Annotated in this window: 23 protein-coding genes; 14 read left to right on the top strand and 9 right to left on the bottom strand. The window is 72.5% G+C overall.

Features of this window, described 5'->3' with window-relative positions; all coding sequences use genetic code 11:
• Nucleotides 1–20 precede the first annotated feature (20 nt).
• Both DA085_RS00635 and DA085_RS00630 read right to left on the bottom strand, forming a co-directional pair.
• Nucleotides 21–716, bottom strand: coding sequence for an ABC transporter ATP-binding protein (locus DA085_RS00635; RefSeq protein WP_109470998.1), 696 nt, complete (start codon nucleotides 714–716; stop codon nucleotides 21–23).
• Nucleotides 709–1,512, bottom strand: a complete 804-nt coding sequence (locus tag DA085_RS00630) for an ABC transporter ATP-binding protein (RefSeq protein WP_109470997.1) — start codon at nucleotides 1,510–1,512, stop codon at nucleotides 709–711. Before DA085_RS00630 ends, DA085_RS00635 begins: the two co-directional genes overlap by 8 nt.
• Nucleotides 1,513–1,692: 180 nt before the next feature.
• On the opposite strand from DA085_RS00630, the gene DA085_RS00625 reads away from it, so the two are divergent.
• Nucleotides 1,693–2,430 carry a 3-hydroxybutyrate dehydrogenase gene (locus DA085_RS00625; protein ID WP_109471207.1) on the top strand — a complete coding sequence of 246 codons (738 nt, stop codon included), beginning with the start codon at nucleotides 1,693–1,695 and terminating at the stop codon, nucleotides 2,428–2,430.
• A gap of 15 nt (nucleotides 2,431–2,445) precedes the next feature.
• On the opposite strand, the gene DA085_RS00620 is transcribed toward DA085_RS00625, so the two are convergent.
• The 3 genes from DA085_RS00620 to DA085_RS00610 are packed head-to-tail and all read right to left on the bottom strand — an operon-like array spanning nucleotide 2,446 to nucleotide 4,859.
• The gene (locus DA085_RS00620) at nucleotides 2,446–2,943 is read right to left on the bottom strand and encodes a VOC family protein (RefSeq protein ID WP_237565231.1); all 498 of its coding nucleotides are present in this window, start codon (nucleotides 2,941–2,943) and stop codon (nucleotides 2,446–2,448) included.
• A 42-nt stretch (nucleotides 2,944–2,985) separates the two neighbouring features.
• Complete coding sequence (locus tag DA085_RS00615; RefSeq protein WP_109470996.1) at nucleotides 2,986–3,660, bottom strand: response regulator transcription factor; 675 nt, start codon at nucleotides 3,658–3,660, stop codon at nucleotides 2,986–2,988.
• On the bottom strand, nucleotides 3,657–4,859 hold the full coding sequence (locus DA085_RS00610; RefSeq protein ID WP_109470995.1) for a sensor histidine kinase: 1,203 nt from the start codon (nucleotides 4,857–4,859) through the stop codon (nucleotides 3,657–3,659). Before DA085_RS00610 ends, DA085_RS00615 begins: the two co-directional genes overlap by 4 nt.
• A 181-nt stretch (nucleotides 4,860–5,040) precedes the next feature.
• On the opposite strand from DA085_RS00610, the gene DA085_RS00605 reads away from it, so the two are divergent.
• The 3 genes from DA085_RS00605 to DA085_RS00595 all read left to right on the top strand — a co-directional run bounded on the left by DA085_RS00605 (nucleotide 5,041) and on the right by DA085_RS00595 (nucleotide 7,432).
• A complete protein-coding gene (locus tag DA085_RS00605) occupies nucleotides 5,041–5,961 on the top strand; it encodes an ABC transporter ATP-binding protein (RefSeq protein WP_109470994.1) in 921 nt (306 codons plus the stop codon).
• Nucleotides 5,958–6,809 (top strand): ABC transporter permease subunit, encoded by an 852-nt coding sequence (locus DA085_RS00600; RefSeq protein WP_109470993.1) that lies wholly within the window; start codon nucleotides 5,958–5,960, stop codon nucleotides 6,807–6,809. Before DA085_RS00605 ends, DA085_RS00600 begins: the two co-directional genes overlap by 4 nt.
• Before the next feature lie 185 nt (nucleotides 6,810–6,994).
• Nucleotides 6,995–7,432: a VOC family protein gene (locus DA085_RS00595; RefSeq protein ID WP_161958364.1), complete on the top strand. Its 438-nt coding sequence runs from the start codon at nucleotides 6,995–6,997 to the stop codon at nucleotides 7,430–7,432.
• Between the two features lie 312 nt (nucleotides 7,433–7,744).
• Here DA085_RS00595 and purL read toward each other — a convergent pair whose 3' ends face one another.
• From purL to purD, 3 genes are read right to left on the bottom strand one after another with little or no spacing between them, the layout of a single operon-like run.
• A complete protein-coding gene (gene purL, locus DA085_RS00590) occupies nucleotides 7,745–11,662 on the bottom strand; it encodes a phosphoribosylformylglycinamidine synthase (protein ID WP_109470991.1) in 3,918 nt (1,305 codons plus the stop codon).
• 22 nt (nucleotides 11,663–11,684) lie between these two features.
• A complete protein-coding gene (locus tag DA085_RS00585; protein ID WP_109470990.1) occupies nucleotides 11,685–12,671 on the bottom strand; it encodes a phosphoribosylaminoimidazolesuccinocarboxamide synthase in 987 nt (328 codons plus the stop codon).
• Nucleotides 12,668–13,945, bottom strand: a complete 1,278-nt coding sequence (gene purD, locus DA085_RS00580) for a phosphoribosylamine--glycine ligase (protein ID WP_109470989.1) — start codon at nucleotides 13,943–13,945, stop codon at nucleotides 12,668–12,670. The genes DA085_RS00585 and purD overlap by 4 nt, the downstream gene beginning before the upstream one ends.
• A 321-nt stretch (nucleotides 13,946–14,266) precedes the next feature.
• On the opposite strand from purD, the gene DA085_RS00575 reads away from it, so the two are divergent.
• The 8 genes from DA085_RS00575 to DA085_RS00540 all read left to right on the top strand — a co-directional run bounded on the left by DA085_RS00575 (nucleotide 14,267) and on the right by DA085_RS00540 (nucleotide 23,901).
• Nucleotides 14,267–15,262 carry a helix-turn-helix transcriptional regulator gene (locus tag DA085_RS00575; protein ID WP_109470988.1) on the top strand — a complete coding sequence of 332 codons (996 nt, stop codon included), beginning with the start codon at nucleotides 14,267–14,269 and terminating at the stop codon, nucleotides 15,260–15,262.
• Nucleotides 15,263–15,356: 94 nt separating this feature from the next.
• A complete protein-coding gene (locus tag DA085_RS00570; RefSeq protein ID WP_109470987.1) occupies nucleotides 15,357–17,588 on the top strand; it encodes a HelD family protein in 2,232 nt (743 codons plus the stop codon).
• Between the two features lie 53 nt (nucleotides 17,589–17,641).
• Entirely contained in the window at nucleotides 17,642–20,101 is a 2,460-nt protein-coding gene (locus DA085_RS00565; protein ID WP_109470986.1) for a DNA polymerase III subunit gamma and tau, read from the top strand.
• A gap of 31 nt (nucleotides 20,102–20,132) precedes the next feature.
• Nucleotides 20,133–20,807, top strand: a complete 675-nt coding sequence (locus DA085_RS00560) for a lysophospholipid acyltransferase family protein (protein WP_109470985.1) — start codon at nucleotides 20,133–20,135, stop codon at nucleotides 20,805–20,807.
• A complete protein-coding gene (locus DA085_RS00555; protein WP_109470984.1) occupies nucleotides 20,804–21,496 on the top strand; it encodes an HAD family hydrolase in 693 nt (230 codons plus the stop codon). Before DA085_RS00560 ends, DA085_RS00555 begins: the two co-directional genes overlap by 4 nt.
• Nucleotides 21,497–21,546: 50 nt before the next feature.
• Nucleotides 21,547–22,146, top strand: coding sequence for a recombination mediator RecR (gene recR, locus DA085_RS00550; RefSeq protein ID WP_109470983.1), 600 nt, complete (start codon nucleotides 21,547–21,549; stop codon nucleotides 22,144–22,146).
• 29 nt (nucleotides 22,147–22,175) lie between these two features.
• Nucleotides 22,176–22,841, top strand: a complete 666-nt coding sequence (locus DA085_RS00545; RefSeq protein WP_337189746.1) for a DUF5063 domain-containing protein — start codon at nucleotides 22,176–22,178, stop codon at nucleotides 22,839–22,841.
• A 133-nt stretch (nucleotides 22,842–22,974) separates the two neighbouring features.
• Nucleotides 22,975–23,901 carry an NAD-dependent epimerase/dehydratase family protein gene (locus DA085_RS00540; protein WP_109470982.1) on the top strand — a complete coding sequence of 309 codons (927 nt, stop codon included), beginning with the start codon at nucleotides 22,975–22,977 and terminating at the stop codon, nucleotides 23,899–23,901.
• A gap of 67 nt (nucleotides 23,902–23,968) precedes the next feature.
• On the opposite strand, the gene DA085_RS00535 is transcribed toward DA085_RS00540, so the two are convergent.
• A complete protein-coding gene (locus DA085_RS00535; RefSeq protein WP_109470981.1) occupies nucleotides 23,969–25,384 on the bottom strand; it encodes a sodium:proton antiporter in 1,416 nt (471 codons plus the stop codon).
• Nucleotides 25,385–25,542: 158 nt separating this feature from the next.
• Between DA085_RS00535 and DA085_RS00530 the strand changes: the two genes are divergently transcribed.
• The gene (locus DA085_RS00530; protein WP_109470980.1) at nucleotides 25,543–26,376 is read left to right on the top strand and encodes a YwaF family protein; all 834 of its coding nucleotides are present in this window, start codon (nucleotides 25,543–25,545) and stop codon (nucleotides 26,374–26,376) included.
• Complete coding sequence (locus DA085_RS00525; RefSeq protein WP_237565230.1) at nucleotides 26,267–26,908, top strand: class I SAM-dependent methyltransferase; 642 nt, start codon at nucleotides 26,267–26,269, stop codon at nucleotides 26,906–26,908. Before DA085_RS00530 ends, DA085_RS00525 begins: the two co-directional genes overlap by 110 nt.
• The last annotated feature ends 47 nt before the right edge of the window (nucleotides 26,909–26,955 follow it).

Genomic DNA, 26,955 nt, shown 5'->3' with positions numbered 1-26,955 from the left:
GTGGGGTCTGTGGCGCCGGGCTACATGCCCAGGTAGGTGAGCAGCTCGTCCTGACGGTCGGTGAACTCCTGCTTGTCGAGGTCGGCAGCGACCGCGCCCTCGGCGAGCACGTAGTGCCGGTCCGCCACCGTCGAGGCGAACTTCACGTTCTGCTCCACGAGGAGCACCGTGGTGCCCTGCTCCTTGACACGCAGCAGGATGTCGCGGATCTGCTGCACGATCACGGGGGCCAGGCCCTCGCTCGGCTCGTCCAGGAGCAGGAGCCGCGCACCGGTGCGGAGCACCCGGGCGACCGCGAGCATCTGCTGCTCGCCACCGGACAGGGTCGTCCCCGCCGCGCGGCGCCGGTCGGCCAGGACGGGGAAGGCCTCGTAGACCTGCCCCAGCGACCAGGCGGAGTCGGGGTGCGTCACCGTGGGGAGCGTGAGGTTCTCCTCGACGTTCAGGGAGGCGTAGATGCCGCGGTCGTCCGGCACCCAGCCCAGACCCAGCCCCGGCCGCCGGTGGGTCGGGACGGTGGTGAGCTCGCTGCCGTTCAGCATGATGCTGCCGCGGACGTCAGGGTGCAGTCCGATGATCGACCGGAGCAGGGTGGTCTTGCCGGCGCCGTTGCGGCCCACCAGCGTGACGACCTCACCCTCCCGGACAGTGAGGTCGATGCCGTGCAGCGCCTGGGCCTCCCCGTAGAACGCCTGCAGTCCACGGATCTCAAGCACGGCTCTCCTCCCCCAGGTAGGCGCTGATGACGCGGCTGTCGGTGCGGACGGTGTCGTAGGTGCCCTGGGCCAGCACCTCGCCGGCCATGAGCACGGTGACGTGGTGGGCCAGGGAGCCCACCACGTGCATGTTGTGGTCCACGAAGACGACCGTGCGGCCGACGGCGATCTGTCTGACCAGCTCGATGGTGCGGTTGACGTCCTCCCGCCCCATGCCGGCGGTGGGTTCGTCGAGCAGGAGCACCTTGGGATCGAGGGAGATGACCAGAGCCATCTCCAGGGCCCGCTTCTGGCCGTAGGCGAGCTCACCGGCCGGGCGGTCGGCCAGGGCGGAGAGGCCGACCTCGGCGATCAGCTCGTCCGCGCGCTCGCGGTACTGCAGCAACCGCTTGTCGGAACGCCAGAACCGCAGGCCACCGCCGGCCATGCCCTGGAGGCCCAGCTCGACGTGCTCGCGGGGGGTCAGGTTGTCGAACAGGCTGGTGATCTGGAAGGAGCGGGCGACACCCTCGTGGGCGATCTGCTCGGGCTCCCTGCCGGTGATGTCCTTGCCGTGCACCGTGATGGTGCCCTCGGTCGGCTTGAGGTAGCCGGTGAGCAGGTTGAAGAGTGTGGTCTTGCCGGCACCGTTGGGGCCGACCAGTGCGTGGACCTCACCCTCGACGACGTCCAGGTCGACGTTGCGCACGGCACGGAAGCCCCGGAAGTCCTTGCTCAGGCCCCTGGCAGAGAGAGCCACGGTGCGTCCGGTGGCGTGCTCCTGCGCCGGGGCGGCGTCGTGGTCGGCAGCGTTCATGGCTCCACAACCTAGGTGCCCGACCGACGGCAACCCATGTGGTGACATCACATAAATATGTGATCGGCCATGGTGCATGGGCACATCGACTTCGGACCGGAGCCCACGCAGGATGCGGCGAGACGGATGTGCACCGACGGTGTCGCAGCCGACCGGTCCGGTGATGACGAGGAGTGCACGATGACGATGCGGACGGTGCTGGTCACCGGTGGTGCCAGCGGGATCGGGGAGGCCATCGCGCGACGCAGCGCCCGGGACGGGCACCGGGTCGTGGTCGCCGACCGCGACCGGGCCGGCGCCGACCGGGTGGCCGCCGAGCTCGGCGGTGAGGCGTGGCACGTCGACCTGGCGGACACGGTGGCGCTGGAGGCGCTGCGGCTGGAGTGCGACGTGCTGGTGAACAATGCCGGCATCCAGCGGGTGGCGCCGATCCAGGAGCTCGACCCGGAGGACTTCCGGCTGATCCAGCGGGTGATGGTCGAGTCGCCCTTCCTGCTGGTGCGGGCCGCGCTGCCGCACATGTATGCGCAGGGGTGGGGGCGGATCATCAACGTCTCGTCGGCGCACGGTTTGCGGGCCTCGGAGTTCAAGGTGGCCTACGTGACGGCCAAGCACGGCCTGGAGGGGCTGTCGAAGGTGGCGGCGCTGGAGGGGGCAGCGCACGGGGTGACGTCGAACTGCATCAACCCGGGCTACGTGCGGACTCCATTGGTGGAGAAGCAGATCGCTGATCAGGCGGCGACGCACGGGATCCCGGAGGACGAGGTCATCGAGAAGGTCATGCTGACGCGCTCGGCCATCAAGCGGATGTGCGAGCCCGACGAGGTCGCGGCCCTGGCGGCCTTCCTGATGTCCGATGACGCAGGCATGGTGACCGGCACCTCCCACACGATGGACGGCGGCTGGACCGCTCAGTGACGGCGGCTGGACCACTCAGTGATCGCGGCTGGACCACTCAGTGATCGCGGCTGGACCACTCAGTGGTCGCGGCACACCGTCCTCCGAGCGCACCCGCACCCGCGACCGCTCTCTCACGCCACGCAGAACTCGTTGCCCTCGGGGGTCCAGCATGACCACGTGCCCCAGGACCTCCCGGCCGGTGTCGTCCGCGTAGTTCTCCTCGCGCACCGCAGTGGCGCCTGCGGCGACCAGCTCCTCGACCCGCGACCGGATCAGACCCGCGCGCTCGGCCCAGTCCCAGGGCGGCTCACCGGCGACCCGGATGTCGATCTGCACGCGGTTCTTGGCCGACTTCGACTCCTCCACCCGCAACCAGGAGATGGCCGGGCCGGTGCCGTCCGGATCGATGATCGAGGCACCGTCGGGGTCGTCGTAGCCGGGCTCGGGCACGTAGCCGAGGGCCGGCGCCCAGAACGCCGCGAGCAGGTGCGGGTCACGCGCATCACAGCCGAGGGTCCACCGGGTGCTCATCCGGCGATGCTGGCACGGCCCGGGGACGGTGCGCCACTCCCCTCAGGACGCGCCGCCCGGCGGGTCGGGCGCGGTCAACCCGGACTCGATCGCGAAGACGACCAGCTGGGCCCGGTCCCGGGCGTGCAGCTTGACCATCGCGCGGGACACGTGGGTGCGCACCGTGTCCGGGCTGACGACCAGCAGCTCGGCGATCTCCTGGTTGGACCGGCCGGTGCCGACCCAGGCGACCATCTCCCGCTCCCGCTGGGTGAGGCGGTGCAGCTCCGGGTGGACCCGGGCGGACCGTGCGGTGGCAGCGAAGTGCTCGATGACCCGGCGGGTCACCGACGGGGCGAGCAGCGAACCGCCCTCGGCGACGACGCGCACCGCATCAAGCAGGGCCGTGGGTTCGGCGTCCTTGAGCAGGAACCCGCTGGCACCCAGCCGCAGGGCCTCGAAGACGTAGTCGTCCAGCTCGAAGGTCGTCAGCATCACCACGCGCACGTCGGCCAGCGCGGGGTCGCCCGAGACCTCAGCCAGGAGCCCCAACCCGTCCAGGACCGGCATCCGGATGTCGCAGAGCACCACGTCCGGCCTGGTCCTGCGGATCATGGCCAGGCCGCTGCGGCCGTCCTCGGCCTCACCCACCAGCTCCAGGCTGTCCTCGCTGCCGATCAGGGTGGCCAGCCCGACCCGCACCAGGGCCTGGTCGTCCACCAGCGCGACCCTGATCACGGGTGCCTCAGCGGCAGCACGGCGACCACCTCGAAGCCGCCGCCCGGACGTGGACCGGCCGAGAGGGTGCCGCCCAGGGCGGCCGCGCGGTCGTGCATGCCGGCCAGCCCCATGCCGCGCCGACCGTCGTCTCCCACGCTGTCATCCTGCCCGGTCGGGCCGCTCCCGTCATCCCGCACGACGAGCCGGAGCGTGCCGTCCTCCGGGGTGAGCGCCACCTGGACGCGTTGCGCACCGGAGTGCCGCAGCACGTTCGTCAGCGCCTCCTGGGCGATGGCGTAGATCGCCGCCCCGATCTGCTCGGGGACGTCGGAGGGTGACTCGTCGTGCACCGCCACGGCGACGCCCGCCGCCTCGACCCGGCCCACCAGGGTGGCCAGGTCGGCCAGCCCGGGCCGGGGTCGCCGGGGGGCCTCCTGGCCGGACAGCCGGGACAGCTCCACGCGCAGTGACCCCAGTGACTCGCGGCTGGTGTCCCGGATCGCCTCGAGGGCCGCGCGGGCGGCCACGGGGTCCCGGTCGAGCAGGTGCAGCGCGACACCCGACTGCATGGCGATCACGGCGAGCCCGTGCCCCACACCGTCGTGCAGCTCCTGGGCCGTGCGGAGCTGCTCCGCCGTGGCCGCGTGCCGGGCACGCTCCCGGGCCGCCTGGCGCCGGTTGCGCAGCAGGCCACCGAGCAGCCCGGCCGCCAGGGTGAGGCCCACGGTGCCGGAGGCCTGCCAGAGTGCCGACAGCGTCCCTCCGTCCGAGGAGCCCACCAGGTCACGCACGACCAGGCCGGCCAGGACGGCGAGGAGGGCGGCGGTGACGCAGCGTGCCCAGGTGCGCAGTGGCGCATGGCACGCGCTCACGAACGAGCTCACCACGAGCACCAGATAGATCGGGCCGTCGTGGAAGCCCAGCGCGAGGTAGGCACCGACGAGGCCGCCGGTCACCAGCAGCGTGGTCCCCGGCCGGGACCGCGCCCCCAGCTGCACCAGGGACGCGACGACCGCGATGGCCACAGCGAGCAGGAGCCCGGCGTCGAGCAGGTCGGGGAAGGGAGTCTCACCACCCCAGGGCCCGCCCGGGTCACCCTGCCGTGAGCGCGCCCCGCGCCAGCCGCCCTCGGGCAGCGCGCTGGAGAAGATGGTGCCCACCCCGGTGAACAGGGTCAGGGGCAGCACCCACAGCAGGTCCTTGGGGCGGATGCGCATCCGGGCAGAGCCCTCCTCACCTCGGTCGGGGGCAGGGTTCCTGCCCGGTCCTCCGACTCTAGGCCCGCGCCAGGTGCACCTCGTCCGCGCAGCCGCGCACTCCGCATACGTCATCCTGCGTATGCCGGTCACGCACCCGGGCGGACGACCTCACCCCGGGTGGGGGTGGACCGTGGAGGACATGAACGAACTCGTAGTGGAGACGGCCGGCCTCACCAAGAGGTACGGCTCACGGCTCGCCGTCGACCAGGTGGATCTGACGGTGCGACGGGGCGAGGTCTATGGCTTCCTCGGCCCCAACGGTGCGGGCAAGACGACCACCCTGCGGATGCTGCTGGGGCTGATCCGGCCGACCAGTGGCACCGCCACCGTGCTCGGTGGCGCGGCCGGGGCGCCCGCGGTGACCGCACGGGTCGGTGCGCTCGTCGAGGGGCCAGGGTTCATGCCCTACCTGTCCGGACGGGACAACCTGCGGGTCCTGAGCCGCTACCGGCGCCTGCCCGACACGGTGGTGGACGACGCGCTCGAGCGGGTCGAGCTGAGCGCCCGCGGTGGCGACGCCTTCCGCTCCTACTCCCTCGGCATGAAGCAACGCCTCGGCGTGGCCGCTGCCCTGATGGGGGAGCCCGAGCTGATCGTGCTGGACGAGCCGACGAACGGGCTCGACCCGGCCGGCATGGCCAGCATGCGGTCCCTCGTCGTCGACCTGGCCCGCGCCGGGCAGACCGTGCTGCTCTCCTCCCACCTGCTCGCGGAGGTGCAGGAGATCTGCCACCGCGTCGGGGTCATCAACGAGGGGCGGCTGCTGCGCGAGTCGACGGTGGCCGACCTCCTGGGCACGGCGACCCTGCGGGTGCACGCCGAGCCCACCGAGGAGGCCCTGGCCGTCGCCCGCCGGGTCGCGGGGGACGAGGTCCGGGTGGAGCACGGCGAGCTGCTCGTGCCGCTGCCCCCGGACCGGGCGCCGCAGCTGGTGCGCGCCCTGGTGGAGCAGGGGCTCGACGTGCACTCGGTGCGCCACGGCGACCGGTCCCTGGAGGACGTGTTCTTCGAGATGACGACCAACGGCGGCACGCCCGCCCGGAAGGAGAAGGTGTCATGACGACGATGGTGGCCAGCCCCCGTGCGGACCTGCTGCGGGTGCGGAAGTGGCCCGCGGCCTGGGTGACCGGCGGCGCGTGGCTCGTCCTGCTGGTCCTGTTCGGCTACGTCTTCAACTACGTGGCCTACCGGTCGGGCAACGGCAGCTTCGCGACCGACGGGATGGCCGATGCGGCGCTGCTGGAGTCCGTCCTCCCGGCCAACCTGCCGGAGACGATCACCAGTGGGACGCCGATGTTCGGTGGTGCCCTGATGATGGTGCTCGGTGCGATGGCGGCCTCCAGCGGTTACGGCTGGGGCAGCTGGAAGACGATCCTCACGCAGGGGCCCTCCCGGAGCGCCGTCACGCTGGGCTCGCTGCTCTCGCTGGCGGTCGTGGTCGCGGTGACGGTCGTGGCCTCGGTGGTGGTGGGGCTGGGGATCTCCACCGGCATCGCGCTGGTCGAGGGCGTGGACGTGGCGCTGCCCACGGTCACCGACCTGGGCCGCGGCGCGGGCACCGCCTTCCTCGTGCTGCTCATGTGGGCCCTGTTCGGCTACCTGCTCGGCACGCTGGCCAGGGGGCCGGCGCTCGCCGTCGGGCTCGGCCTGGTCTGGTCCCTGGTCGTGGAGAACCTGCTCCGGGGCGTCGGTGGGCTCCTGGACTGGGTGGAGTCGCTGACGACGGTGCTCCCCGGGACGGCCGCCGGGTCGCTGGTGGGGTCCCTCGCGGGGGCGGGCGCACCGGGTGGTGCTCCTGGCGTGCTGGACACCCTCTCCGGCACCCAGGCGCTGGTCACACTCCTCGCCTATGTCGTGCTGCTGCCGGTGGTCACCGTGCTGGTCGTCAACCGCCGCGACCTCGCGTGACCCGTGGTGCCGCGAGGCATCCTGCCGAGACTGTTCTCTGCCCCTCGAGTGGGGCGGAGAGCAGTCTCGTCGCGCGTGCCGGGCGAGCTCGCGCGGTGGGACCGGACTGACCGGCTGGTATGCCGTCGCCCGGGAGGTGCTGCACGTGCGAGACAGGGGCGCTCGGCCCGGTTAGCGTGGTCGAGATGGAGACGATGCGTGTGAGACCCAAGCTCGTCGTCGACGGTGCCGACCGGGCGATCGAGTTCTACCGCGAGGTGCTGGGCGCCCGCCTGGCCACCCGCTTCACCATGGGTGAGGCGGTGGTCTTCGCCGAGCTGGACCTGCCCAGCGGCGACGTGCTGCAGCTCAAGGACCCCGACGAGTTCGATCGGGGGCCCGCCGACGGCGGCACGGGCGTGATCATGGATGTGCTGTGCGAGGACCCGGACACCCTCGTGGAGGCGGCCCTCGCCCGGGGTGCCGAGCTCGTGTTCCCCGTGGACGACCAGCCCTACGGCGCCCGGCAGGGGCGCATCCGCGACCCGTTCGGCCACCAGTGGATCATCGGGACGGCGATCACCAGGACCGACGCCGAGGTGCAGGCAGCCCTCGACCAGTGGGCCCGCGAGGGCGCCCAGTAGCGCGCACCGGGGAGCGCCGCGGCGAGGAGGCCTCAGCCCGGACGGCCACAGTGCAGTGCGAGCGGACCACCGTGCTGGCGGCTCGTGAGTGGCTTTCACCCCCTTATAGGGGCGCTGATGCCACTCACGAGCGCGACGATGGACGTCGAGCCCTGCGCGAGGAGACTCTCCGGGTCCGGGTCAGTCCACCCAGGGCCTCGACCCACCGTGCTGGCGGCTCGTGAGTGGCTTTCACCCCCTTATAGGGGCGCTGATGCCACTCACGAGCGCGACGACGGACGTCGAGGCCCTGCGCGAGGACACTCTCGGGGGTCAGTCCACCCAGACGCGGGCGTTGCGGAACATCCGCAACCACGGGCTGGCCTCGTCGAGCGGACCGGGCGTCCACGAGAGCTGGGCGTTGCGCTGGACCCGCTCGGGGTGCGGCATCATCGCGGTGAACCGACCGTCCGGTGTGGTGACGGCGGTCAGGCCGCCGGCGGACCCGTTCGGGTTCGCCGGGTAGGTCGTGGCCGGGCGTCCGTGGTTGTCGACGAAGCGCGCCGCCGCGAGGACCGCCTGCTCGTCACCGCGGGCGGTGAAGTCGGCCCGCCCCTCACCGTGGGCCACCGCGATCGGGATGCGGGAGCCGGCCATGCCGCCGAGGAAGACCGACGGGCTCTCCAGCACCTCCACGAGACTGAGCCGGGCCTCATACTGCTCACTGCGGTTGCGCGTGAACCGGGGCCACGCCTCCGCACCGGGGATCAGGTCCGCGAGGGCGGCGAACATCTGGCAGCCGTTGCAGATGCCGAGGGCGAAGGTGTCCGCCCGGGAGAAGAACGTGCCGAACGACTCGGTCAGGCTCTCGTTGAACAGCACGGAGCGCGCCCAGCCCTCGCCGGCGCCGAGCGTGTCACCGTAGGAGAACCCGCCGCAGGCGACGAGACCCACGACGTCGGCCAGGTCGAACCGCCCGGTCTGCAGGTCGGTCATGTGGACGTCGTAGGTGTCGAACCCGGCACGGTCGAAGGCGAAGGCCGTCTCCACGTGCGAGTTGACACCCTGCTCGCGCAGCACGGCGACGGCCGGCCGGGCCCCCAGGTTGAGGTAGGGCGCCGCGATGTCCTCGGCCGGGTCGAAGGTCGTGGTCAGGTGGAGCCCGGGGTCGTCGTCGGCGCCGAAGGCCGCGTGCTCCTCGTCGGCGCACTCCGGGTTGTCCCGCAGCGCGGCGAGACGCCAGGACACCTCGTCCCAGGCCTGGGCCAGGTCCCGCACCGGCTCCTCCAGCACGAGCCCCTCGCCACGGACGCGGACCAGCCGCTCGGTCGTGGCCTGCCCCAGGTGGTGGGTCAGGTCGCCCAGGCCGTGCTCAGCGAGGACGGTCCGGGCCTCCGCGAGCAGGTCGGCGGGCACCCCGAGAACCACGCCGAGCTCCTCGGTGAACAGCGCCGCCACCCCGTCCTCACCGGGCACCTGGACATCGAGGCCGACCGCGCCGGCGAAGGCCATCTCGCAGAGCGTGGCCCACAGCCCGCCGTCGGAGCGGTCGTGATAGCTGGTGACCAGACCCGCAGCGCGCAGGGCGGTCAGTGCGTCCGCGAGGGCCACGATCCGCGCGGGGTCGTCCAGGTCGGGGACGGTGCCACCGAACGTGCCGCGCACCTGCGCCAGCATCGACCCACCGAGACGGTTGCGCCCGGCGCCCAGGTCGACCAGCAGCAGCGCCGACCCGGCGGTGACCTGCGGGGTGAGGGTGCCGCGCACGTCGGGCAGGGACGCGAAGGCCGAGACGACCAGCGAGACCGGCGAGACCACCTGGCGGTCGGTTCCGTCCGGCGCAGCCCAGGTCGTGCGCATCGACATGGAGTCCTTGCCGACCGGCACGGAGATGCCCAGGGCCGGGCAGAGCTCCATGGCGACGGCGTGGACGGTGTCGTAGAGGGCGGCGTCCTCACCGGGGGTGCCGGCGGCGGCCATCCAGTTGCAGGACAGCTTCACCCCGCTGAGGGTCACCGGCGCCGCCAGCAGGTTGGTCAGCGCCTCACCCACGGCCATCCGCCCCGACGCCGGGCCGTTGACCGCGGCGAGCGGGGTGCGCTCACCACTGGCCATCGCCTGGCCGGCGACGCCGACCAGGTCGGACAGGGTCACGGCGACGTCGGCGACCGGCACCTGCCAGGGGCCGACCATCTGGTCCCGGTGGCTCAGGCCGCCGACCGTCCGGTCGCCGATGGTGACCAGGAAGCGCTTGGACGCCACGGTGGGGTGCCGCAGGACGTCGTATGCCGCGTGGCGCAGCGACTCTGCACCGTCCAGTCCGGTGCGGTCCAGCTCGGGAGCCGAGCGGGTCACGCGCTGCACGTCGCGGGTCATCCGCGGGGGCTTGCCGAGGAGCACCTCCATCGGCATGTCGACGGCCTGCGTCTGCTCGTCGGCGAGGACGAGCTGCCCGTCGTCCTGGGCGGTGCCGATCACGGCGTAGGGGCAGCGCTCCCGCTCGCACAGGGCGGCGAAGGCGGTCAGGGACTCGGGGGCGATCGCCAGGACGTAGCGCTCCTGGCTCTCGTTGGACCAGACCTCCTTCGGCGCCAGGCCGGACTCCTCGAGCGGCACGGCGGACAGGTCGAAGCGCGCGCCCAGGCCCGCGTCGTCGACCAGCTCGGGGAAGGCGTTGCTCAGGCCACCGGCTCCCACGTCGTGGATCGCCAGCACGGGGTTGTCCGCCCCCAGCGCGGCGCAGTGGTTGATGACCTCCTGGGCGCGGCGCTCCATCTCGGGGTTGCCGCGCTGGACGGAGTCGAAGTCGAGCTCGGCGGCGTTCGTGCCGGAGGCCATCGAGCTCGCGGCGCCGCCACCCATGCCGATCCGCATCCCCGGACCACCGATCTGCACGAGCAGGGTGCCGGCCGGGAAGCGGACCTTCTCGGTCTGCGAGGCGCTGATCGAGCCCAGGCCGCCGGCGCTCATGATCGGCTTGTGGTAGCCGCGGCGCACCCCGTCGACGGTCTGCTCGTAGACGCGGAAGAAGCCGCCGAGGGCGGGGCGCCCGAACTCGTTGTTGAACGCGGCCGCACCGATCGGGCCCTCGAGCATGATGTCGAGCGGTGAGGCGATGTGCTCGGGGGAGCCGTAGGGGTCGGCCTCCCACGGCTCGTCCGTCCCCGGGAGGTGCAGGTTGGACACGACGAACCCGGTGAGGCCGGCCTTCGGTGCACTGCCGCGCCCGGTCGCCCCCTCGTCGCGGATCTCGCCCCCTGCGCCCGTGGCGGCCCCCGCGAAGGGAGAGATGGCGGTGGGGTGGTTGTGCGTCTCCACCTTCATCAGGACGTGCACGTCCTCCTCGCGGGCGGCGTAGCGGCTCGGGCCGCCGTCGCCCTGCTCGGGGATCCACCGGGTGACCCGGCCACCGGTCATCACCGAGGCGTTGTCCTTGTAGGCGACCACCGTCCCGTGCCCGGCGACCTCCTCGGTGTGCCGGATCATGCCGAACAGGCTGCGGGACTGGGACTGTCCGTCGATGACGAAGTCCGCGTTGAAGATCTTGTGCCGGCAGTGCTCGGAGTTGGCCTGGGCGAACATCGTCAGCTCCACGTCCGTGGGGTTGCGCCCGATCCCGGTGAACGCCTCGACGAGGTAGTCGATCTCGTCCTCGGCGAGCGCCAGGCCCCATGCCCGGTCGGCCTCCACGAGCGCCTCGCGACCCCGGCCCAGCACGTCGACGTGCTCCATCGGCGCGGCCTCGCGCTCGGTGAACAGGGCGGCCGCGTCGTCGTGGCTCGGCAACGCCGTCTCGGTCATCCGGTCGTGCAGCAGGGAGGCGCAGGCGGCCCAGTCGTCCTCACCCAGCGGGTCCGGCCCCTCGAGGATGAGGGTGAACTCGACGACGCGCTCGACCCGGTGGATGTCGATGCCGCAGTTGCGCACGATGTCGGTCGCCTTGCTCGCCCACGGCGAGATGGTGCCCAGCCGCGGGGTGACGACGACCATCGCGGTCCCACCGCCCCCGTCCGGGGCGTCCGGGGCGCCGGGCGCCCTGCGGGGCTCGCCGTAGTCGAGGAGTCGGGTCAGGGTCACCGCCGTCGGCTCGTCGAACGCGGTCTCCGAGGCGACCCAGTGGCTGTAGCCGGCGTCGACCCCGGTCACCCGCGGCACCGCCGCCCGGAGCCGGCGCAGCAGGGCCTGCGCACGGAAGTCGGAGAGGGCGGCGCCCCCGGGCACGGAGGTGAGGACGTAGTCGTGCACAGTCATGGACGTCGGGTCTCCTTGAGCGCTACTGCTCGGTGGGGGAGGTGAAGGGCTGACCGGTCAGGCTCTCGTAGGCCTCGACGTAGCGGGCCCGGGTCAGGGCGACGACCTCGGCGGGCAGCGGGGGAGGTGACTCACCGGAGGCCCGGTCCCAGCCGCTCGCGTCCGAGAGCAGCCAGTCGCGCAGCACCTGCTTGTCGTACGAGGTCTGGGTGCGCCCCGGGGACCACTCGGACGCGCGCCAGAACCGGCTGCTGTCGGGGGTGAGCACCTCGTCGGCCAGGATCACCTGCACCTGGTCGGGATCGACTGTGGTCCAGTCGATCTCCTCGTCCGGGGTGACGCCGAGGGAGGCCGGGTCCACGCCGTACTCGACCTTGGTGTCGGCGATCAGGATGCCTCGCTCGGCGGCGATCTCGTTGCCCCTGGCGAGTATGCCGAGGGTCAGGTCGCGCACTCTCGTCGCCAGTGCGGGGCCCAGCTCGTCCTCGACGTCCTCGAAGGTCATCGGCTCGTCGTGGGCTCCCGCGGGCGCCTTGGTGGTCGGGGTGAAGACCGGCTCGGGCAGGCGGGACCCGTCCTCCAGCCCGGGCGGCAGGGGCACGCCGCTGACAGCGCCGGTGGCTCGGTACTCCGTGAGGCCGCCGCCGGTCAGGTAGGCGCGGGCGATGCACTCGACCGGCAGCATCCGCAGGCGACGGACGGTGATCGCGCGCCCGGCCACCCGGTCGGGGACGTCCGTGCCGAGGACGTGGTTGGGGATGAGGTCGGCCAGCTGGTCGAACCACCACAGGGACAGCTGGGTCAGCACCGCACCCTTGTCGGGGATGGGGCTGTCGATGGTGTGGTCGAAGGCGGAGATCCGGTCGGAGGCGACCAGCAGCAGCCGGGACTCGTCGACCAGCCCGGTCTCGGGGGAGATGGGGGCGAAGAGCTCCCGCACCTTGCCGGAGTACACCGGCATGAACCCGGGCAGCTCGCCGGGCAGTCCCGCCGTGTCCTGCGCGCTCATCGAAGGACCGTCCCGGCGATGGCGCGGTCGGCGATGTCACTGCGGTGCTGGCAGCCCGCCAGGTCGATCGCCGCCACCCCGGCGTAGGCCCGGTCGCGTGCCGTGGCCAGGTCGGGGCCGGTGCCGACGATGGACAGCACCCGACCACCCGAGGCGACCACGCCCTCGGGTGTCGCCGCGGTCCCCGCGTGCAGCACCTGCACGTCCGCCAGGGCCCCGCACTCCTCCAGTCCTGCGATCGGCGCACCGGTCACCGGGGACTGCGGGTAGCCCTCGCAGGCCATGACGACGGCGACGGCGGCGCTGTCGTGCCAGGACAGCTCGGGCAGCTCGGCGAGGCGCCCGCGCGCCGCGGCGTCGAGCAGCTGACCCAGTGGCGTGCGCAACCGGGCGAGGACGACCTGCGTCTCCGGGTCGCCGAAGCGGGCGTTGAACTCCACGACCCTCAGGCCGCGACTGGTCAGGGCGAGGCCGACATAGAGCACGCCGGCGAACGGGGTGCCGCGCCGGTGCATCTCGGCGATGGTGGGCCGGGCGATGCGGTCCAGCACCTGCTCGGTCAGGTCGTCGGGGGCCCACGGGAGCGGGCTGTAGGCGCCCATCCCGCCGGTGTTGGGCCCGGTGTCGCCGTCGCCGATGCGCTTGAAGTCCTGGGCGGGCGTCAGGGCGCGCACCTCGGTGCCGTCGCTCAGGCAGAAGAGCGAGATCTCCGGGCCGTCGAGGTACTCCTCGATGACGACGCGGGCGCCCTCCCGGGCCAGGCAGGCCAGCCCGTGGGCCAGTGCCTCGTCGTGGTCCTCGGTCACCACGACGCCCTTGCCGGCGGCGAGCCCGTCGTCCTTGACGACGTAGGGCGCGCCGGTCGCCCGCAGGGCGTCGATCACCTCGTCCTCCGTGGCACAGACGTGGGCGAGGGCGGTCGGCACGTTGGCGGCTGCCATCACCTCCTTGGCGAACGCCTTGCTCCCCTCGAGGGCCGCCGCGGCCGCGCTCGGTCCGAAGCAGGCGATGCCGCGGGCCCGGACCGCGTCCGCGACCCCGGCCACCAACGGCGCCTCGGGGCCGACGACGACGAGGTCGGCGCCGACCTCCTCGGCCAGCCGGGACATGGCCGCCGGGTCGGTGACCGGCCCGCAGTCGGGCAGGCACTGCGCCACCAGGTCGATGCCCGGGTTGCCCGGGGCGGCGAGAACGGCGTCCACGACCGGATCGGCCGCCAGTGCGTGGACGATGGCGTGCTCGCGCGCGCCTGAGCCAATGACGAGAACCCTCACGGGATGACACTAAGCCAGCGGGGCGTGTCGACCGAAGCCTGGGCCGACGGGACGGAGGCCGGACGCGCCGGGATGGTGTCGCGGAAAGTTGGGGCGTGGCCCACCTGGGAGGCAGGGGGGGTCATCTCCCAGGTGGGCCACGCGGTGGGGCGGGGTCGAACTGTCTCGGGGGGATAACAGTCGACGCGCACGGCTCCCACTCCGGCTAGGCCGGTGGCACCACAATGACACGGCTACTGACAGATGTCACGTCGAGATCTGACGGCTTATAGTCATTGTCGGTAATCCGTCATCCTGGCGGGGTGAGTGAGGAGGGGCGGTATGCCGAGGCTCGATGAGCTCACCGACCCACAGTTCGAGGACTACCTGTCCTCGCTGTACCTGACGATGCTGCGCATCGGGCGCCCCACCCGTGAGGCACTGGTGGCCACGGGCCTGCACCCGCACGACGTCGACCGTGCGGCCTCCTTCCTGGTCGGTCGCCAGCTGATCACGCCGTCCGGGCCCGGGGCCTGGGAGGTCCTCCCCCCGGAGACGGCGATGCCACGGCTGGCGGACGCGCTCGAGGCGCGGGCGCGAGCCACCCGCACCACGGCCCACGAGCTGGGAGCCCTCTGGCGCCAGAGCCGGACGGAGTCGGACGCCCCCGCGTTCGTGGGGGTGGAGATGCTGCACTCGGTCGACCAGGTCGTGCTCGCGGCCTACTCCCTGGCGAGCACCGCGCAGCAGCGGATCCGGATCTTCATGGACGAGTCCCCGGCGTCCCTGCGTCTCATCCGGGACGAGCCCAACAGTGTGGTCCGGCCCACCGTGCCGCCGTCGGCGGTGAGCATGGTCGTGGATGTCGCGCTCTTCGCGCACGAGGGGGTGCTGGCACGGCTCGAGACCGCGGCCAACTCCGGGCAGAAGATCCAGGCGGGCGACGGCATACCGTTCAGTGGCCTCGTCGTCGACGACAAGGCCGCCCTCGTCGACCTGTCGCGGCACGACGAGCGGGCCGACGGCTCGTTCGTGGTGCGGCGCCGGTCCCCGACCGCCGCGATCGCAGCCCTGTTCGACGTCGCCTTCGAGCTGGCCACCCCCATGGTGCCCACGGTGGCGCGGCTGGCCGGCGAGACCGACGACGCGCCGCTGGAGGCCCGGGACCGCCGCATCCTGAGCCTGCTCGCCACCGGGGCGACCGACCAGCAGATCGCGCGGAGCGTGGGGGTGTCCACGCGGACCGTGGAGCGACGGGTCTCGCGGCTGATGAACACACTCAGTGCGGGCACCAGGTTCCAGGCCGGTGTGCAGGCCGCGCGACGGGGCTGGATCTGAGCGGGGGCCAACCGCCTGCCGACAGGTAGGCTTGTCCGACCCGTGTCGGAGCAGGACCCGTGATCAGCCGTCGGGTGGAGGGGATGGGACTGAGGTGACCGAAGCCACCGAGGACGTCGTGTCGCGAGAGATCGCCGTCGAGCAGGCACACGTCGACCGGGTGTACACCGAGCTGGCCAAGGCGGTCGACCGCGCCCAGCTGGTGCATGCCGAGGGTATGGCGCGCGGCCAGACCGACCGCCGCGGCACCGGTGACCCGCGGGACGAGGAGCTCGCCGGGCTCTTCGAGCGCGACGCCCTGGTCTTCACCGCCTCGCGCCGGCAGGCCTCGCTCCAGCACCAGCACGAGGGGCTGGTGTTCGGTCGGCTGGACCTCGACCACGCCTCCGGTGGGTCCACGACAGACCGTGAGGTGCGCTACGTCGGCCGCCTGGGCGTGCGGGACGACGACTACGAACCGCTGGTGATCGACTGGAGGGCGCCCGCCGCGGCCCCCTTCTACCGCGCGACACCTGTCGAGCCCCACGGCGTGCTGCGCCGACGGGTGCTCCGCTGCCAGGGCGAGGTCGTCATCGGCATCGAGGACGACCTGATGGTCACCGAGGCCCCCGACGACCTCGTGGTCGTCGGCGACGGTGCCCTGATCGCGGCCCTGACCCGCGCCCGCGGCCAGCGGATGCGCGACATCGTCGCGACGATCCAGCAGCACCAGGACGAGGCTATCCGGGCCTCCGCCCGCGGCGTCACCGAGATCACCGGGGGACCGGGCACCGGCAAGACCGTGGTGGCCCTGCACCGCGCGGCCTACCTGCTCTACGCCGACCGGCGGCGCTTCGAGTCCGGCGGGGTGCTGGTCGTCGGCCCCTCAGCCGCCTACACGGCATACATCGAGCGGGTCCTGCCCGGGCTGGGTGAGGAGTCGGTCGTCCTGCGGTCCGTGGGCGACCTGGTCGGCGGCATCACGGCGACCCGCAACGACCCTCCTGATGCAGCCGCCCTGAAGGGCAGCCTGCGGATCCGCCAGGTGCTCGGTCGCCTCGTGCGCGAGCCCGTCCCGGAGGCCCCCGAGCAGCTGCGCGTCTTCGTCGCCGGGCACGCCCTGCGCCTCGACCGGGCCGCCCTGGACCGGGTGCGCCGTCGGGTGCTGCGCCACCACCAACGGAACAGCTCGTTCGACGCCGCGCTGCGCGAGCTCGCCGAGGCCGCCTGGGCACAGGTGCGCGAGGGGGACCGCGAGGAGTTCCTGGACCGGTTCCTCGACTCCACCGACGTCGAGGCGTTCGCCCGTCAGTGGTGGCGCCCCGTGGATCCCCGGGAGGTGCTGCTGTGGCTGGCCGACCCCGCGGCGGCCCAGAGGCTGGCCGGTGACCTGTTCGGCCACGACGCTGCGGAGACCCTGTCGTCCTCGCTGCGCACCGCGCTCGACACGGGCACGTGGAGCGTGGCCGACGTGGCGCTGGTCGACGAGCTCGCGGCACGCCTGGGCGCGATGGTGGACCTGCCGTCCGAGGAGCGTGGGTTCTACGAGATCGAGGAGCTGGACGACGTGTCGCAGTACGGCACGGCGGCCCTGCGGGTCGGGCTCGACCGCGACCAGCCGGCGGCCCCGTCCGCAGGATCCTCCGACGGCTCCGGCCAGCGGATCTCGACGGACCCGCGCGACCGGCTGATGGCGGGCCGGGTGACGGCGGCCGACGAGTACGCCCATGTCCTCGTCGACGAGGCGCAGGACCTGTCCCCCATGCAGTGGCGGATGCTCGGACGGCGCGGTCGGTGGGCCTCCTGGACCGTCGTGGGCGACGCGGCGCAGAGCTCCTGGCCGGACATGGCCGAGTCCCTGGCCGCCCGCGAGGAGGCCTTCGGGAGCTCGGTGCGCCGGTCGTTCCACATGCGCACCAACTACCGGAACGCCCGCGAGATCTTCGAGTATGCCGAGCGGCTGATCCGTCAGTACGTCCCGGACGCGGACATTCCGGACGCGGTGCGGGACACCGGCGTCGAGCCGGTCGAGGTCACGGTGGCGGCGGACGGCGCTGCCGTCAGGGACGCGGTGACCGCGGCGCTGGAGGGTCTGGCCGAGGAGGTCGCCGGGTCGATCGCGGTGATCGCGCCGCAGCGCTGGTGGTCCGAGCTGACCGACGTGGCCGGCCGCTTCGACGGTCGCGTCGTGCTCATCGACCCGCTCTCCTCCAAGGGGCTGGAGTGGGACGCGACGGTCGTCGTCGACCCGGAGGCGATCATCGCCGAGTCACCCGGCGGACCGCGGGTCCTCTATGTCGTGCTGACGCGGGCGGCGCACCGGATGACGGTGCTGCAGGTCGACTGACCGCCTGTGGGTGACGGTCGGGAGCTGACACCTGCGGCGGCTAGGGTCGCTGTGTGAGCACCGCGCTGTATCGCCGTTACCGACCGGAGACCTTCGCCGACGTCATCGGGCAGGAGCACGTCACCGAGCCGCTGATGCAGGCACTGCGCTCCGGCCGGGTCAACCACGCCTACCTGTTCAGCGGCCCCCGGGGCTGCGGCAAGACGACGAGTGCGCGCATCCTGGCCCGCTGCCTCAACTGCGACCAGGGCCCGACCCCCGACCCGTGCGGTGTCTGCGATTCGTGCGTGGCGCTGGCCCGTGGGGGGCCTGGGTCGGTCGACGTCATCGAGATCGACGCGGCCAGCCACGGTGGTGTCGACGACGCCCGCGACCTGCGGGAGCGAGCGGCCTTCGGCCCAGCGCAGGCGCGCTACAAGGTCTACATCATCGATGAGGCCCACATGGTCACCTCGCACGGCTTCAACGCCCTGCTCAAGGTCGTCGAGGAGCCGCCGGAGCACGTGAAGTTCATCTTCGCGACCACCGAGCCGGACAAGGTCCTGTCCACCATCCGCTCGCGCACCCACCACTACCCGTTCCACCTGGTGCCTCCGCAGCGGCTGACCGCCTACCTCGAGGAGCTGTGCACGGCGGAGGGGGTCGAGCTGGAGCCCGGTGTGCTGTCCTTCGTGACGCGTGCCGGCGGTGGGTCGGTGCGGGACTCCCTGTCGGTGCTGGACCAGCTGATCTCGGGCGCCGACGACCGCGGGCTGACCTACGAGGGCGCGGCCGCGCTGCTCGGGTTCACCGACGTCGAGCTGCTGGACTCGGTCGTGGACGCGGTCGCCGCGCAGGACGCCGCCGCGGTGTTCCGCCAGGTCGACCGGGTGATGGAGTCCGGCCACGACCCGCGTCGCTTCGTCGAGGACCTGCTCGAGCGCTATCGCGACCTCATCGTCGTGGCCGCGGTCGGCGAGCGGGCGGGAGGGCTCCTGCGGGGCATGCCGGAGGACCAGGTCGAGCGGCTTCGCCAGCAGGCGTCGGTCTATGGTCCGAGCACGCTGACCCGGTGCGCGGACGTGGTCTCCCGCGGGCTCTCCGAGATGACGGGAGCGGTGTCCTACCGCCTGCACCTGGAGCTGATCTGCGCCCGGCTGCTGCTCCCGGCCGCCGCGGGGGAGGAGGGGTATGCCGCGCGCCTGGACCGCATCGAGCGGCGCCTGGCCGCGGGGCCGGGTGGCCCTCCGGGCCCGCAACCGGACTCCGGCGCTGCCGCATCCCCTGACTCCGGCCGTCCCGCATCGTCCCGGCCCTCGCGGCCGCCTGTCGAGTCCCCTGCGGCGTCCGCGCCCGTGGCGGCCGCTCCTACCCAGCAGGGCCCCGGGCGGCAACCCGACTCTGCACAGCCGGCCCCGGGGCAGCAGCCCGTCGCCGCTCAGCAGCCCGGCCCCCAGGGGCAGCAGCCGCCCTCTGCACAGGTCCCGTCGCCCGCGTCGCCCCACTCCGCCCCCACACCGCCTACGCAGGCACCCTCACAGCCCGTGCCGTCGCAGCCCGGTCCACCGGTAGGGTCTGCCCCGCAGCCGCAGGAGCAGCAACCGTCAACCCCGCCGGCCGCGGGGGCACCCGGCTCGCTCGACACCGACGCGGTCCGCCGGTCCTGGCCCGAGGTCCTCGACAAGGTCAAGGAGATCCGGCGGGTCACCTGGACGCTGGTCTCGGTCAACAGCACCGTGCTCGACTACGACGGGCGGCGGGTGCTGCTCGGGCTGAGCAGCGAGGGCCTGGCGATGACCTTCAACCAGGGCGTCCACGCCGAGGTCGTGCGCCAGGGCCTCATCGACGCCATCGGCCTCGACGCCCGCGTCGAGGGCACGGCGGCACCCGGAGGGGGCGGTGGCCAGACCGCACCGACCGGCCGCGGCCCGGCGGCAACCGCTGGTGGCGCCGCGGGTATGGGCGCCGGCTCAGCCGGGTCATCGGCAGGACCCGCGTCATCGGCACCGCCCGGAGAGCCGACAGCAGCACCGGGGCCATCGGCGGCCGCGACACCCAGTGCGGCGGAGCAGCTCGGTGTCACCAGGGGCCCCACGTCGGGGCACAGCCCCTCAGCCGGCCGTTCCGGCCCACCGGCGGGTGCGCCGCCCGCCCAGGAGTGGGCCGAGTCGGCGCGTGAGGCACCGCCCGCCTGGGCGACCGATCCGGTTCCGGACGCGCCCGGGTGGGGCGGTGCGTCCCCGGACGCCTCCCAGGCCGGTCAGGAGTCGGCGCAGGCGTCCTCCCCGGAGCCGGTGGTCTCGCCCGGGTCGGCCGCGTCGCGGGGTGCGGGGCCGGCCGGCGGGCCCGCCGCCCCACGGTCCGCTCCTGCTCCGGCGCCCGAGGCGGCCCCCGCACCGGTGCGCCGACCGGGAGGCGACGTGCCCCGGGACGACGACGAGGACCTGGAGAGCTCCGGCGCGGTCGGGCTCCCGGTGATCGAGAGTGTCCTCGGCGGTACCGTGATTGCTGTCGACGACGACCCGACCCACTGACTGCTGGATCGCCCGGACTGCTGGAGGCCCCATGCTCTATCGCGCGCTGCGTGTCGTGGTGCGGCCGACCGCCCTGGCCATCTGGCGCCCGGACGTCGTCGGCACCGACAACGTGCCCGCTGACGGCCCGGTCATCCTGGCCAGCAACCACCTCTCGTTCGCGGACAGCCTCGTCATCCCGCTGACCTCGCCGCGGGAGGTCTCGTTCCTGGCCAAGGACGACTACTTCACCGGCACGGGCGTTCGCGGCATGATCAGCCGTCAGTTCTTCACCGCGATCGGCAGCATCCCGGTCGACCGGGACGACACGCGCGCCGCCCAGCGGTCCCTGGACCTCGCGCTCGCCCACCTGCGGACAGGGGGCGCCTTCGGCATCTACCCGGAGGGGACCCGCTCCCGTGACGGCCGGCTCTACCGCGGTCGCACGGGCGTGGGGTGGCTCGCCCTGACTGCCGGGTGCCCCGTCGTCCCGGTGGCCCTCGCCGGCACCGACCAGCTGCAGCCGGTCGGCTCGCGGCTGCCCAAGATCGTGCGGATCCGGGTGGAGTTCGGCGCCCCGATCGACTTCACCGGACGCTTCGACTCCGTGCCGGCCGGCCGCGCCCGGCGGGAGGCCACGGACGAGATCATGGCCGCGATCCACGCGATGTCCGGCCAGGAGCTGGCGGGGAAGTACAACGAGCGCGCTCCCGAGCAGGGCGCATGACGGGCTCTCCGGCGGAGGCGGCCGTCCGACCTTCCGCACCGGGACGCGCGGCGCCGCGGCACCCGGTGGTGCTCTTCGACTTCGACGGGACGCTCGCCGACACGATCCCGCTGATCCTCGCGTCGTTCCGGCACACGGTCTCGGACGTGCTGGGCGAGGACGTCACCGAGGAGGAGGCGAGGAGCTGGATCGGCCGGACCCTGGACGACATCTTCTCCGAGCGTTACCCCGACCATGCCGACCTCCTGACCCAGACCTACCGCACCTGGAACCTCGCGAACCACGACGAGCTGATCCGGCCGGTCGAGGGCATCCCGGAGCTGCTGGACACCCTGGTGGCGGCAGGCTCCCGGCTCGGCGTCGTCTCGTCCAAGGGTGCCCACGTCGTGCGCCGGGGGTTGGCGGCGGTGGGGCTGGACCACGACTTCGAGGTGGTCGCCGGGCTCGAGGCGACCGCGCTGCACAAACCGCACCCGGACCCCCTCCTGTATGCCGCCGGGGTCCTGTCGGTCGCACCCGCCGACTGCGCCTACGTCGGTGACGCGGTCGTGGACGTCCGGGCCGCGCTCGCCGCCGGCATGCGTCCGGTCGCCGTCACCTGGGGTGCCGGCACGGCCGCCGAGCTGACCGCGGCGGGTCCCTCCGCCGTCGCCTCCACGGCCGGTGAGCTGGTCGGCATCCTCACCTGACGGTGGCGCCTGGCGTGTTTCCCAGCCGGAGCGCCTAGAGTCGGACCACTGTGTATGAAGGTGTGGTCCAGGACCTGATCGACGAGCTCGGCCGACTCCCCGGCATCGGGCCCAAGAGCGCGCAACGAATCGCCTTCCACCTGCTGGCGGCAGACCCCGACGACGTCTCGCGGCTCGTCGCGGCGCTCACCGAGGTGAAGGACAAGGTGCGCTTCTGTGAGCTCTGCGGCAACGTCGCGGAGTCCGAGCGCTGCCGCATCTGTGCGGACCCGCGCCGCGACCAGGCGCTGATCTGCGTGGTCGAGGAGCCCAAGGACGTGGTCGCGATCGAGCGCACCCGTGAGTTCCGTGGGCTCTACCACGTGCTCGGCGGGGCGATCAGCCCGATCGACGGCATCGGGCCCCACGACCTGCGGATCCGTGAGCTGATGACGCGGCTGGCCGACGCGACCGTCACCGAGGTGATCATCGCCACCGACCCGAACCTCGAGGGTGAGGCGACCGCGACCTACCTCGCCCGGATGCTCGGGACGCTCGGGATCCGGATCAGCCGCCTGGCCTCCGGCCTCCCGGTCGGCGGCGACCTGGAGTATGCCGACGAGGTCACCCTCGGCCGGGCGTTCGAGGGGCGTAGGCTGATCGAAGCGTGACCCGCTAGGAACGCACCAGGGGAGGCGTCGTGAGTGAGTCGATGGACCGGGAGCTGACCGTGCTCGCCGAGGAGAGCGCACGTGAGGCCAGCACCTACCTGGTCGCGCTGCGTGAGCTGGCCTCCGGAGGTGCGCCGGACACCGCTCTACCGCTGCTCCTGCTCGCCTCGACCCAGCTGCAGGCCGCTGGCGCCCGGTTGGGGGCCATGGTCGACGTGGTGCCGCGTGAGCAGTTCGAGACCGACGCAGGACCGGACGCCAACGTCGAGGGCATCCGCACCGGCCTGCACGACCTGCTCGACGGCGTCGACGACTACGTCGAGGTGGAGGACCCGGTCGTCTCCGGCGAGGTCGTGCACCTCTTGGTCTCCGACGACCTGGCGCAGGTGGCCGCCGATCTCGCGCACGGTCTGCACCACTACGAGGCCGGCCGCCGGCAGGAGGCCATGTGGTGGTGGCAGTTCAGCTACCTGTCGACGTGGGGCGAGCGCCTCGCCTCCGCCATCCGGGTGCTCCACAGCCTGCTGGCCCACGTCCGCCTGGATGCGGACGAGGAGGTGGTCATGGAGGCCGAGATGGCCGCGCTGCACGCCGCCACGGCTCCGGACACCGACCCGGCGTCGGTCAGCGACACCAGCCCGACCACCGACCCGGCGTCGGTCAGCGACACCAGCCCGGCCACCGACCCCGTCTGAGGGCCACCTCCGCACGTTCCGCCGCGCTCGGCTGATCCCTGGCGACCCCTGCGAGAGCAGTGCTCTTGCGCTCAGGGCGATCACGCGTCATACTCACAAGGAGAGCACTGCTCACACTTTGCGAGGGAGAACCATGGGATCACACGTCATCTTCGGGGCCGGACCCGTCGGCACCGCCCTCGCGCGGCTGCTGCTGGAGCGCGGTGAGGCGGTACGCGTCGTCACGCGCAGCGGGTCGGGCCTCCCCGAAACCGAGCGGGTCGCGGCCGACGCCGCCGACGCCGCGAGGGTGCTCGCGGTGACCGAGGGGGCCGCGGCGATCTACAACTGCCTCAACCCGCCCTACACCCGGTGGGCGCAGGCGTGGCCGCCGATCGCTGCGGCGCTCCTGGGGGCGGCTGAGGCGCGCGGTGCCGTCCTGGCCACGACGAGCAACCTCTACGGCTACGGCCCCGTGTCGGCCCCCATGACCGAGTCCACCCCGCTCACCGCCACGGGGACCAAGGGACGCGTCCGCACCAGGATGTGGACGGAGGCCCTCGCCGCCCACGAGGCCGGGCGGGTGCGCGCGTTCGAGGTGCGCGGCAGCGACTACGTCGGCGGCAGCTCGCTCCTCGGGATGATCGCGCCGCGACTGGCCAAGGGCGCGACGGGGTGGTCACCGGCCCCGCTCGACGTGCCGCACACCTGGACCGATGTCCGGGATGTGGCGACCCTGCTCGCGGCCGGAGCCAGGGACGAGCGGGCGTGGGGTCGGGCCTGGCACGTGCCGAGCGGTGAGCCGTTGACGCTGCGCCAGCTGACGGCCGTTGCGGCCGAGCAGCTCGGTGTCCCGAACAGGGTGCGAGAGGTGTCCTGGCCGGCGCTGTGGACCGGAGGGCTGGTCGTGCCGGTGCTGCGGGAGCTCCGTGAGACCCGGCACCAGTTCACGGCCCCGTTCGTCCTCGACTCCACGGCGGCCCAGGAGACGTTCGGGCTGCACCCGACCCCGATCGAGGACTCGGTGACCCACGACCTAGCCGAGGCGGGCCTGACTGACCGGCAGCCGGCCAGCTCGTGACGCCGGCTCCTCACCGCGAGTCGGCGTCTCCGCCCGCGGCCGCCGCCCCCGACTGTGGTGCTCCTGCCTAGGACGTGGTTCGGTCGGCCACGGCGACCGGGTGCTCGTGCGAGCGCGCGGCGAGCACCGCGCGCACCAGGAGGGCCGCTGTGATGACCAGCCCCACGATCGTCGTCCACAGGCCGTCCGCGATGAAGACGAGGACCATCGCGACCAGGGTGGGCACCAGGTAGATGAAGGCCTGGGCGACATACCCCCCGAAGGACGGCATCGTGACGCCGGCGCCGTCGGCCACGGCCTTGACCATGAAGTTCGGGCCGTTGCCGATGTAGGTGATCGCACCACAGAAGACGGCACCCAGGCTGATGGCGACCAGGTAGGGCTCGTAGATGCCGGTGTCCGCGACGGACGGCTCTCCGCCCAGCTCGGAGGCCATCTCGAAGAACGTCACGTAGGTCGGGGCGTTGTCGAGGACCGAGGACAGGCCGCCGGTGAAGATGAAGAAGGTGACCTCGCTCAGGGGCAGCTTCGGTGCCAGCTGGGAGAGGTACTTCAGGGCGGGGATCATCGTGAGGAAGATGCCGATGAAGATGGCGGCCACCTCGAGGATGGGTCCCCACTTGAACTTGTTGTCGGTGAACCGCGCGACCTTGTCGCCGGTGAGGTAGGAGAGGGCTGCCACGCCGAGCATGACGATCTCGCGCAGCGGGACCCAGTCCATGAAGGCGGCGTGCCCCTCCTCGATGGCGTGGATGTCGATCGACGGGGCGAGGGCGACGGCCGCGACGATGACCGCCAGGTAGAGGAAGTTGACGGTCCCCTTGACCCCGAGCTTGGTCACCTGGGTGCGGTCCATCCGCAGCGCCTCGGGGCTCTCCTTGGCGTGGTACTTGCAGTCCAGCGCGTAGTAGGTCGCCAGGAGCAGGACGTTCACGAAGAGCCACATCGGCCACAGGCCGAACGTCCAGGTGAACGGCACCCCGCGGAGCATCCCGAGGAACAGCGGTGGGTCACCGAGCGGCGTGAGCAGGCCGCCGCAGTTGGCGACGACAAAGATGGTGAAGACCACCGTGTGGACTCGGAACTTGCGCTCGCTGTTGGTGTTGAGCAACGGCCTGATCAGCAGCATCGCGGCCCCGGTCGTGCCGATGAACGAGGCGATGACGCCACCGAAGGCGAGGAACAGGGTGTTGTTGCGCGGGGTCGCCTCGATGTCGCCCTTGAGGAAGATGCCGCCGGACACGACGAACAGGGCGAGCAGCAGCGCGATGAACTGCCCGTACTCGATGAGCGCGTGGACGACGGCCGAGGTGTCGCCGCCGATGATGAACCACAGGGCGACGGGCACACCGAGCACGAGCGCGACGAGCAGCTGGACGCGCTGCTTCTCCCACAGCTCGGACGTGGCCGGGATGAGTGGGGCCAGCGCGATCGTGCCGAGCATGGCGACGAACGGCAGGACGCTCCACCACTGGACTTCCATGTCCCCTCCGATTTCTGACGCTTGGGGTGATGACACCTTAATGACCCCGGGACGGGACCGCGCAAACCGCCCTGGTCCGCCACCGGTCGGCACGCCGCTACCCTGACGGCGGACAGCCGGCCCGGCGGGGCCGGCCCGAGCACGAGGACGCGGACCGGATGCACCTGACCTGGAGCGGCTTCTTCGACGCGGATCCGGGCTGGATCACCGTCGGTGGCCCCGACCACCTGATCTACGTGTCGCTGCTGCTGGGCACCGGTGCGCTCCTGATCGGGTGCCGCGGCTGGGTGCGGCGCCACGCCACGGTCGTGCGCCGGGCCGTGGCCGGCGTCGTCGTGGTGCAACAGGTCACGCTCTACGGCACCTACCTCGCTCAGGGGGCCGGCGTCGACGACGCGCTCCCGCTGCACTCGTGCCGCATCGCGATCCTGCTCGGCCTCATCTGGTTGCTCACGAGGTGGCGGCCCGCGCTCGATGTGGCGTTCTACCTCGGCCTCTACGCCTACGCCAGCTTCAGCTACCCGCAACAGGTCCAGCCCGTCGACAACGTCCTCGGGTGGAGCTTCTGGGTCAACCACGCGGTCACCCTCCTCCTGCCGGTCTTCGCCTGGCTCACCGAGCGCTGGCGGCCGACCGTCCCTGCCCTGTGGCGGGCGTTCGGCTGGTTCCTCCTGTACTACCTGGTCGCGCTGGTCACCAACGCACTGACCGGCGGCAACTACTTCTACCTGCGGGACCGGCCGGTGGCGGGGTCCTGGCCCGACTGGGCCTACCTGCCGGGCGCGGCCCTGGCGACGCTCGCCCTGTTCTGGATCGGGTATGCCGTCGCTCGCCTGGTCGGTGCGCGGACCGGGACGTGGGTGGAATCATGGAGCGGTGGCGATGAAACCGGAGCTGGTGCAGCGGGCCTACGACACGGTGGCGCGGGACTACGCCGAGCGGCTCCCGGACACCCGGACGGAGGCGCCCCTCGACCTGGCGATGGTGGATGAGCTCATCCGTGCGGTCGGCGGCGGCGTCGTGCTCGACGCCGGCTGCGGCGCCGGCCGGATGAGCCGTTATCTCGCCGACCGAGGGTGCCGCGTCGAAGGGGTCGACCTCTCGGCCGGCATGGTCGAGCAGGCCCGGGTCGTCCACCCGGACCTGACCTTCGCGGTCGCAGCGCTCGAGGCGCTCCCGCACCCGGACGACGCGTTCGATGGGGTGCTGCTGTGGTACTCGATCATCCACACGCCCCCGGAGCGGCTGCCCGGCATCCTCTCCGAGGTGGCCCGGGTCGTGCGGCCGGGTGGGCACCTGCTGGTCGGGTTCCAGTGCGGAACGGGCGTGCAGGACCTCGCTGCTGCCTACAGCACCTTCGGGCACCGGGTCGTCCTGGAGCGCTACCGGTACACCGCGGACCAGGTCAGCGCGGGGATCAGCCAGGTCGGGGGCGAGGAGCGGGCCCGCCTGGTCCGCGCCGCCGAGGGCCCAGAGACTGACCAGCAGGCCGTGATCCTCGCGCAGCTCCCCTCGTCGGACTGAGGCCGGCGGGACCGTCGCAGGGAGGAGGGGACACCGACCCAGGTCGG

The organism is Ornithinimicrobium cavernae (assembly GCF_003121625.1).
GTDB lineage: Bacteria > Actinomycetota > Actinomycetes > Actinomycetales > Dermatophilaceae > Ornithinicoccus > Ornithinicoccus cavernae.
The sequence above is the reverse complement of the archived record's forward strand: the minus strand, read 5'-3'. Positions and strand labels throughout refer to the sequence as shown.

Excerpts from the sequence above, each read along its gene's own strand:
- DA085_RS00530 (WP_109470980.1), top strand. The coding sequence starts at position 25,543 with ATGCACCTGACCTGGAGCGGCTTCTTCGACGCGGATCCGGGCTGGATC.
- DA085_RS00560 (WP_109470985.1), top strand. The coding sequence starts at position 20,133 with ATGCTCTATCGCGCGCTGCGTGTCGTGGTGCGGCCGACCGCCCTGGCC.
- DA085_RS00585 (WP_109470990.1), bottom strand. The coding sequence starts at position 12,671 with ATGAGCGCGCAGGACACGGCGGGACTGCCCGGCGAGCTGCCCGGGTTC.
- DA085_RS00540 (WP_109470982.1), top strand. The coding sequence starts at position 22,975 with ATGGGATCACACGTCATCTTCGGGGCCGGACCCGTCGGCACCGCCCTC.
- purL (WP_109470991.1), bottom strand. The coding sequence starts at position 11,662 with ATGACTGTGCACGACTACGTCCTCACCTCCGTGCCCGGGGGCGCCGCC.
- DA085_RS00600 (WP_109470993.1), top strand. The coding sequence starts at position 5,958 with ATGACGACGATGGTGGCCAGCCCCCGTGCGGACCTGCTGCGGGTGCGG.
- DA085_RS00620 (WP_237565231.1), bottom strand. The coding sequence starts at position 2,943 with ATGAGCACCCGGTGGACCCTCGGCTGTGATGCGCGTGACCCGCACCTG.
- DA085_RS00575 (WP_109470988.1), top strand. The coding sequence starts at position 14,267 with ATGCCGAGGCTCGATGAGCTCACCGACCCACAGTTCGAGGACTACCTG.
- DA085_RS00535 (WP_109470981.1), bottom strand. The coding sequence starts at position 25,384 with ATGGAAGTCCAGTGGTGGAGCGTCCTGCCGTTCGTCGCCATGCTCGGC.
- DA085_RS00555 (WP_109470984.1), top strand. The coding sequence starts at position 20,804 with ATGACGGGCTCTCCGGCGGAGGCGGCCGTCCGACCTTCCGCACCGGGA.
- DA085_RS00630 (WP_109470997.1), bottom strand. The coding sequence starts at position 1,512 with ATGAACGCTGCCGACCACGACGCCGCCCCGGCGCAGGAGCACGCCACC.
- DA085_RS00610 (WP_109470995.1), bottom strand. The coding sequence starts at position 4,859 with ATGCGCATCCGCCCCAAGGACCTGCTGTGGGTGCTGCCCCTGACCCTG.
- DA085_RS00595 (WP_161958364.1), top strand. The coding sequence starts at position 6,995 with ATGGAGACGATGCGTGTGAGACCCAAGCTCGTCGTCGACGGTGCCGAC.
- DA085_RS00525 (WP_237565230.1), top strand. The coding sequence starts at position 26,267 with ATGAAACCGGAGCTGGTGCAGCGGGCCTACGACACGGTGGCGCGGGAC.
- DA085_RS00625 (WP_109471207.1), top strand. The coding sequence starts at position 1,693 with ATGACGATGCGGACGGTGCTGGTCACCGGTGGTGCCAGCGGGATCGGG.
- DA085_RS00605 (WP_109470994.1), top strand. The coding sequence starts at position 5,041 with ATGAACGAACTCGTAGTGGAGACGGCCGGCCTCACCAAGAGGTACGGC.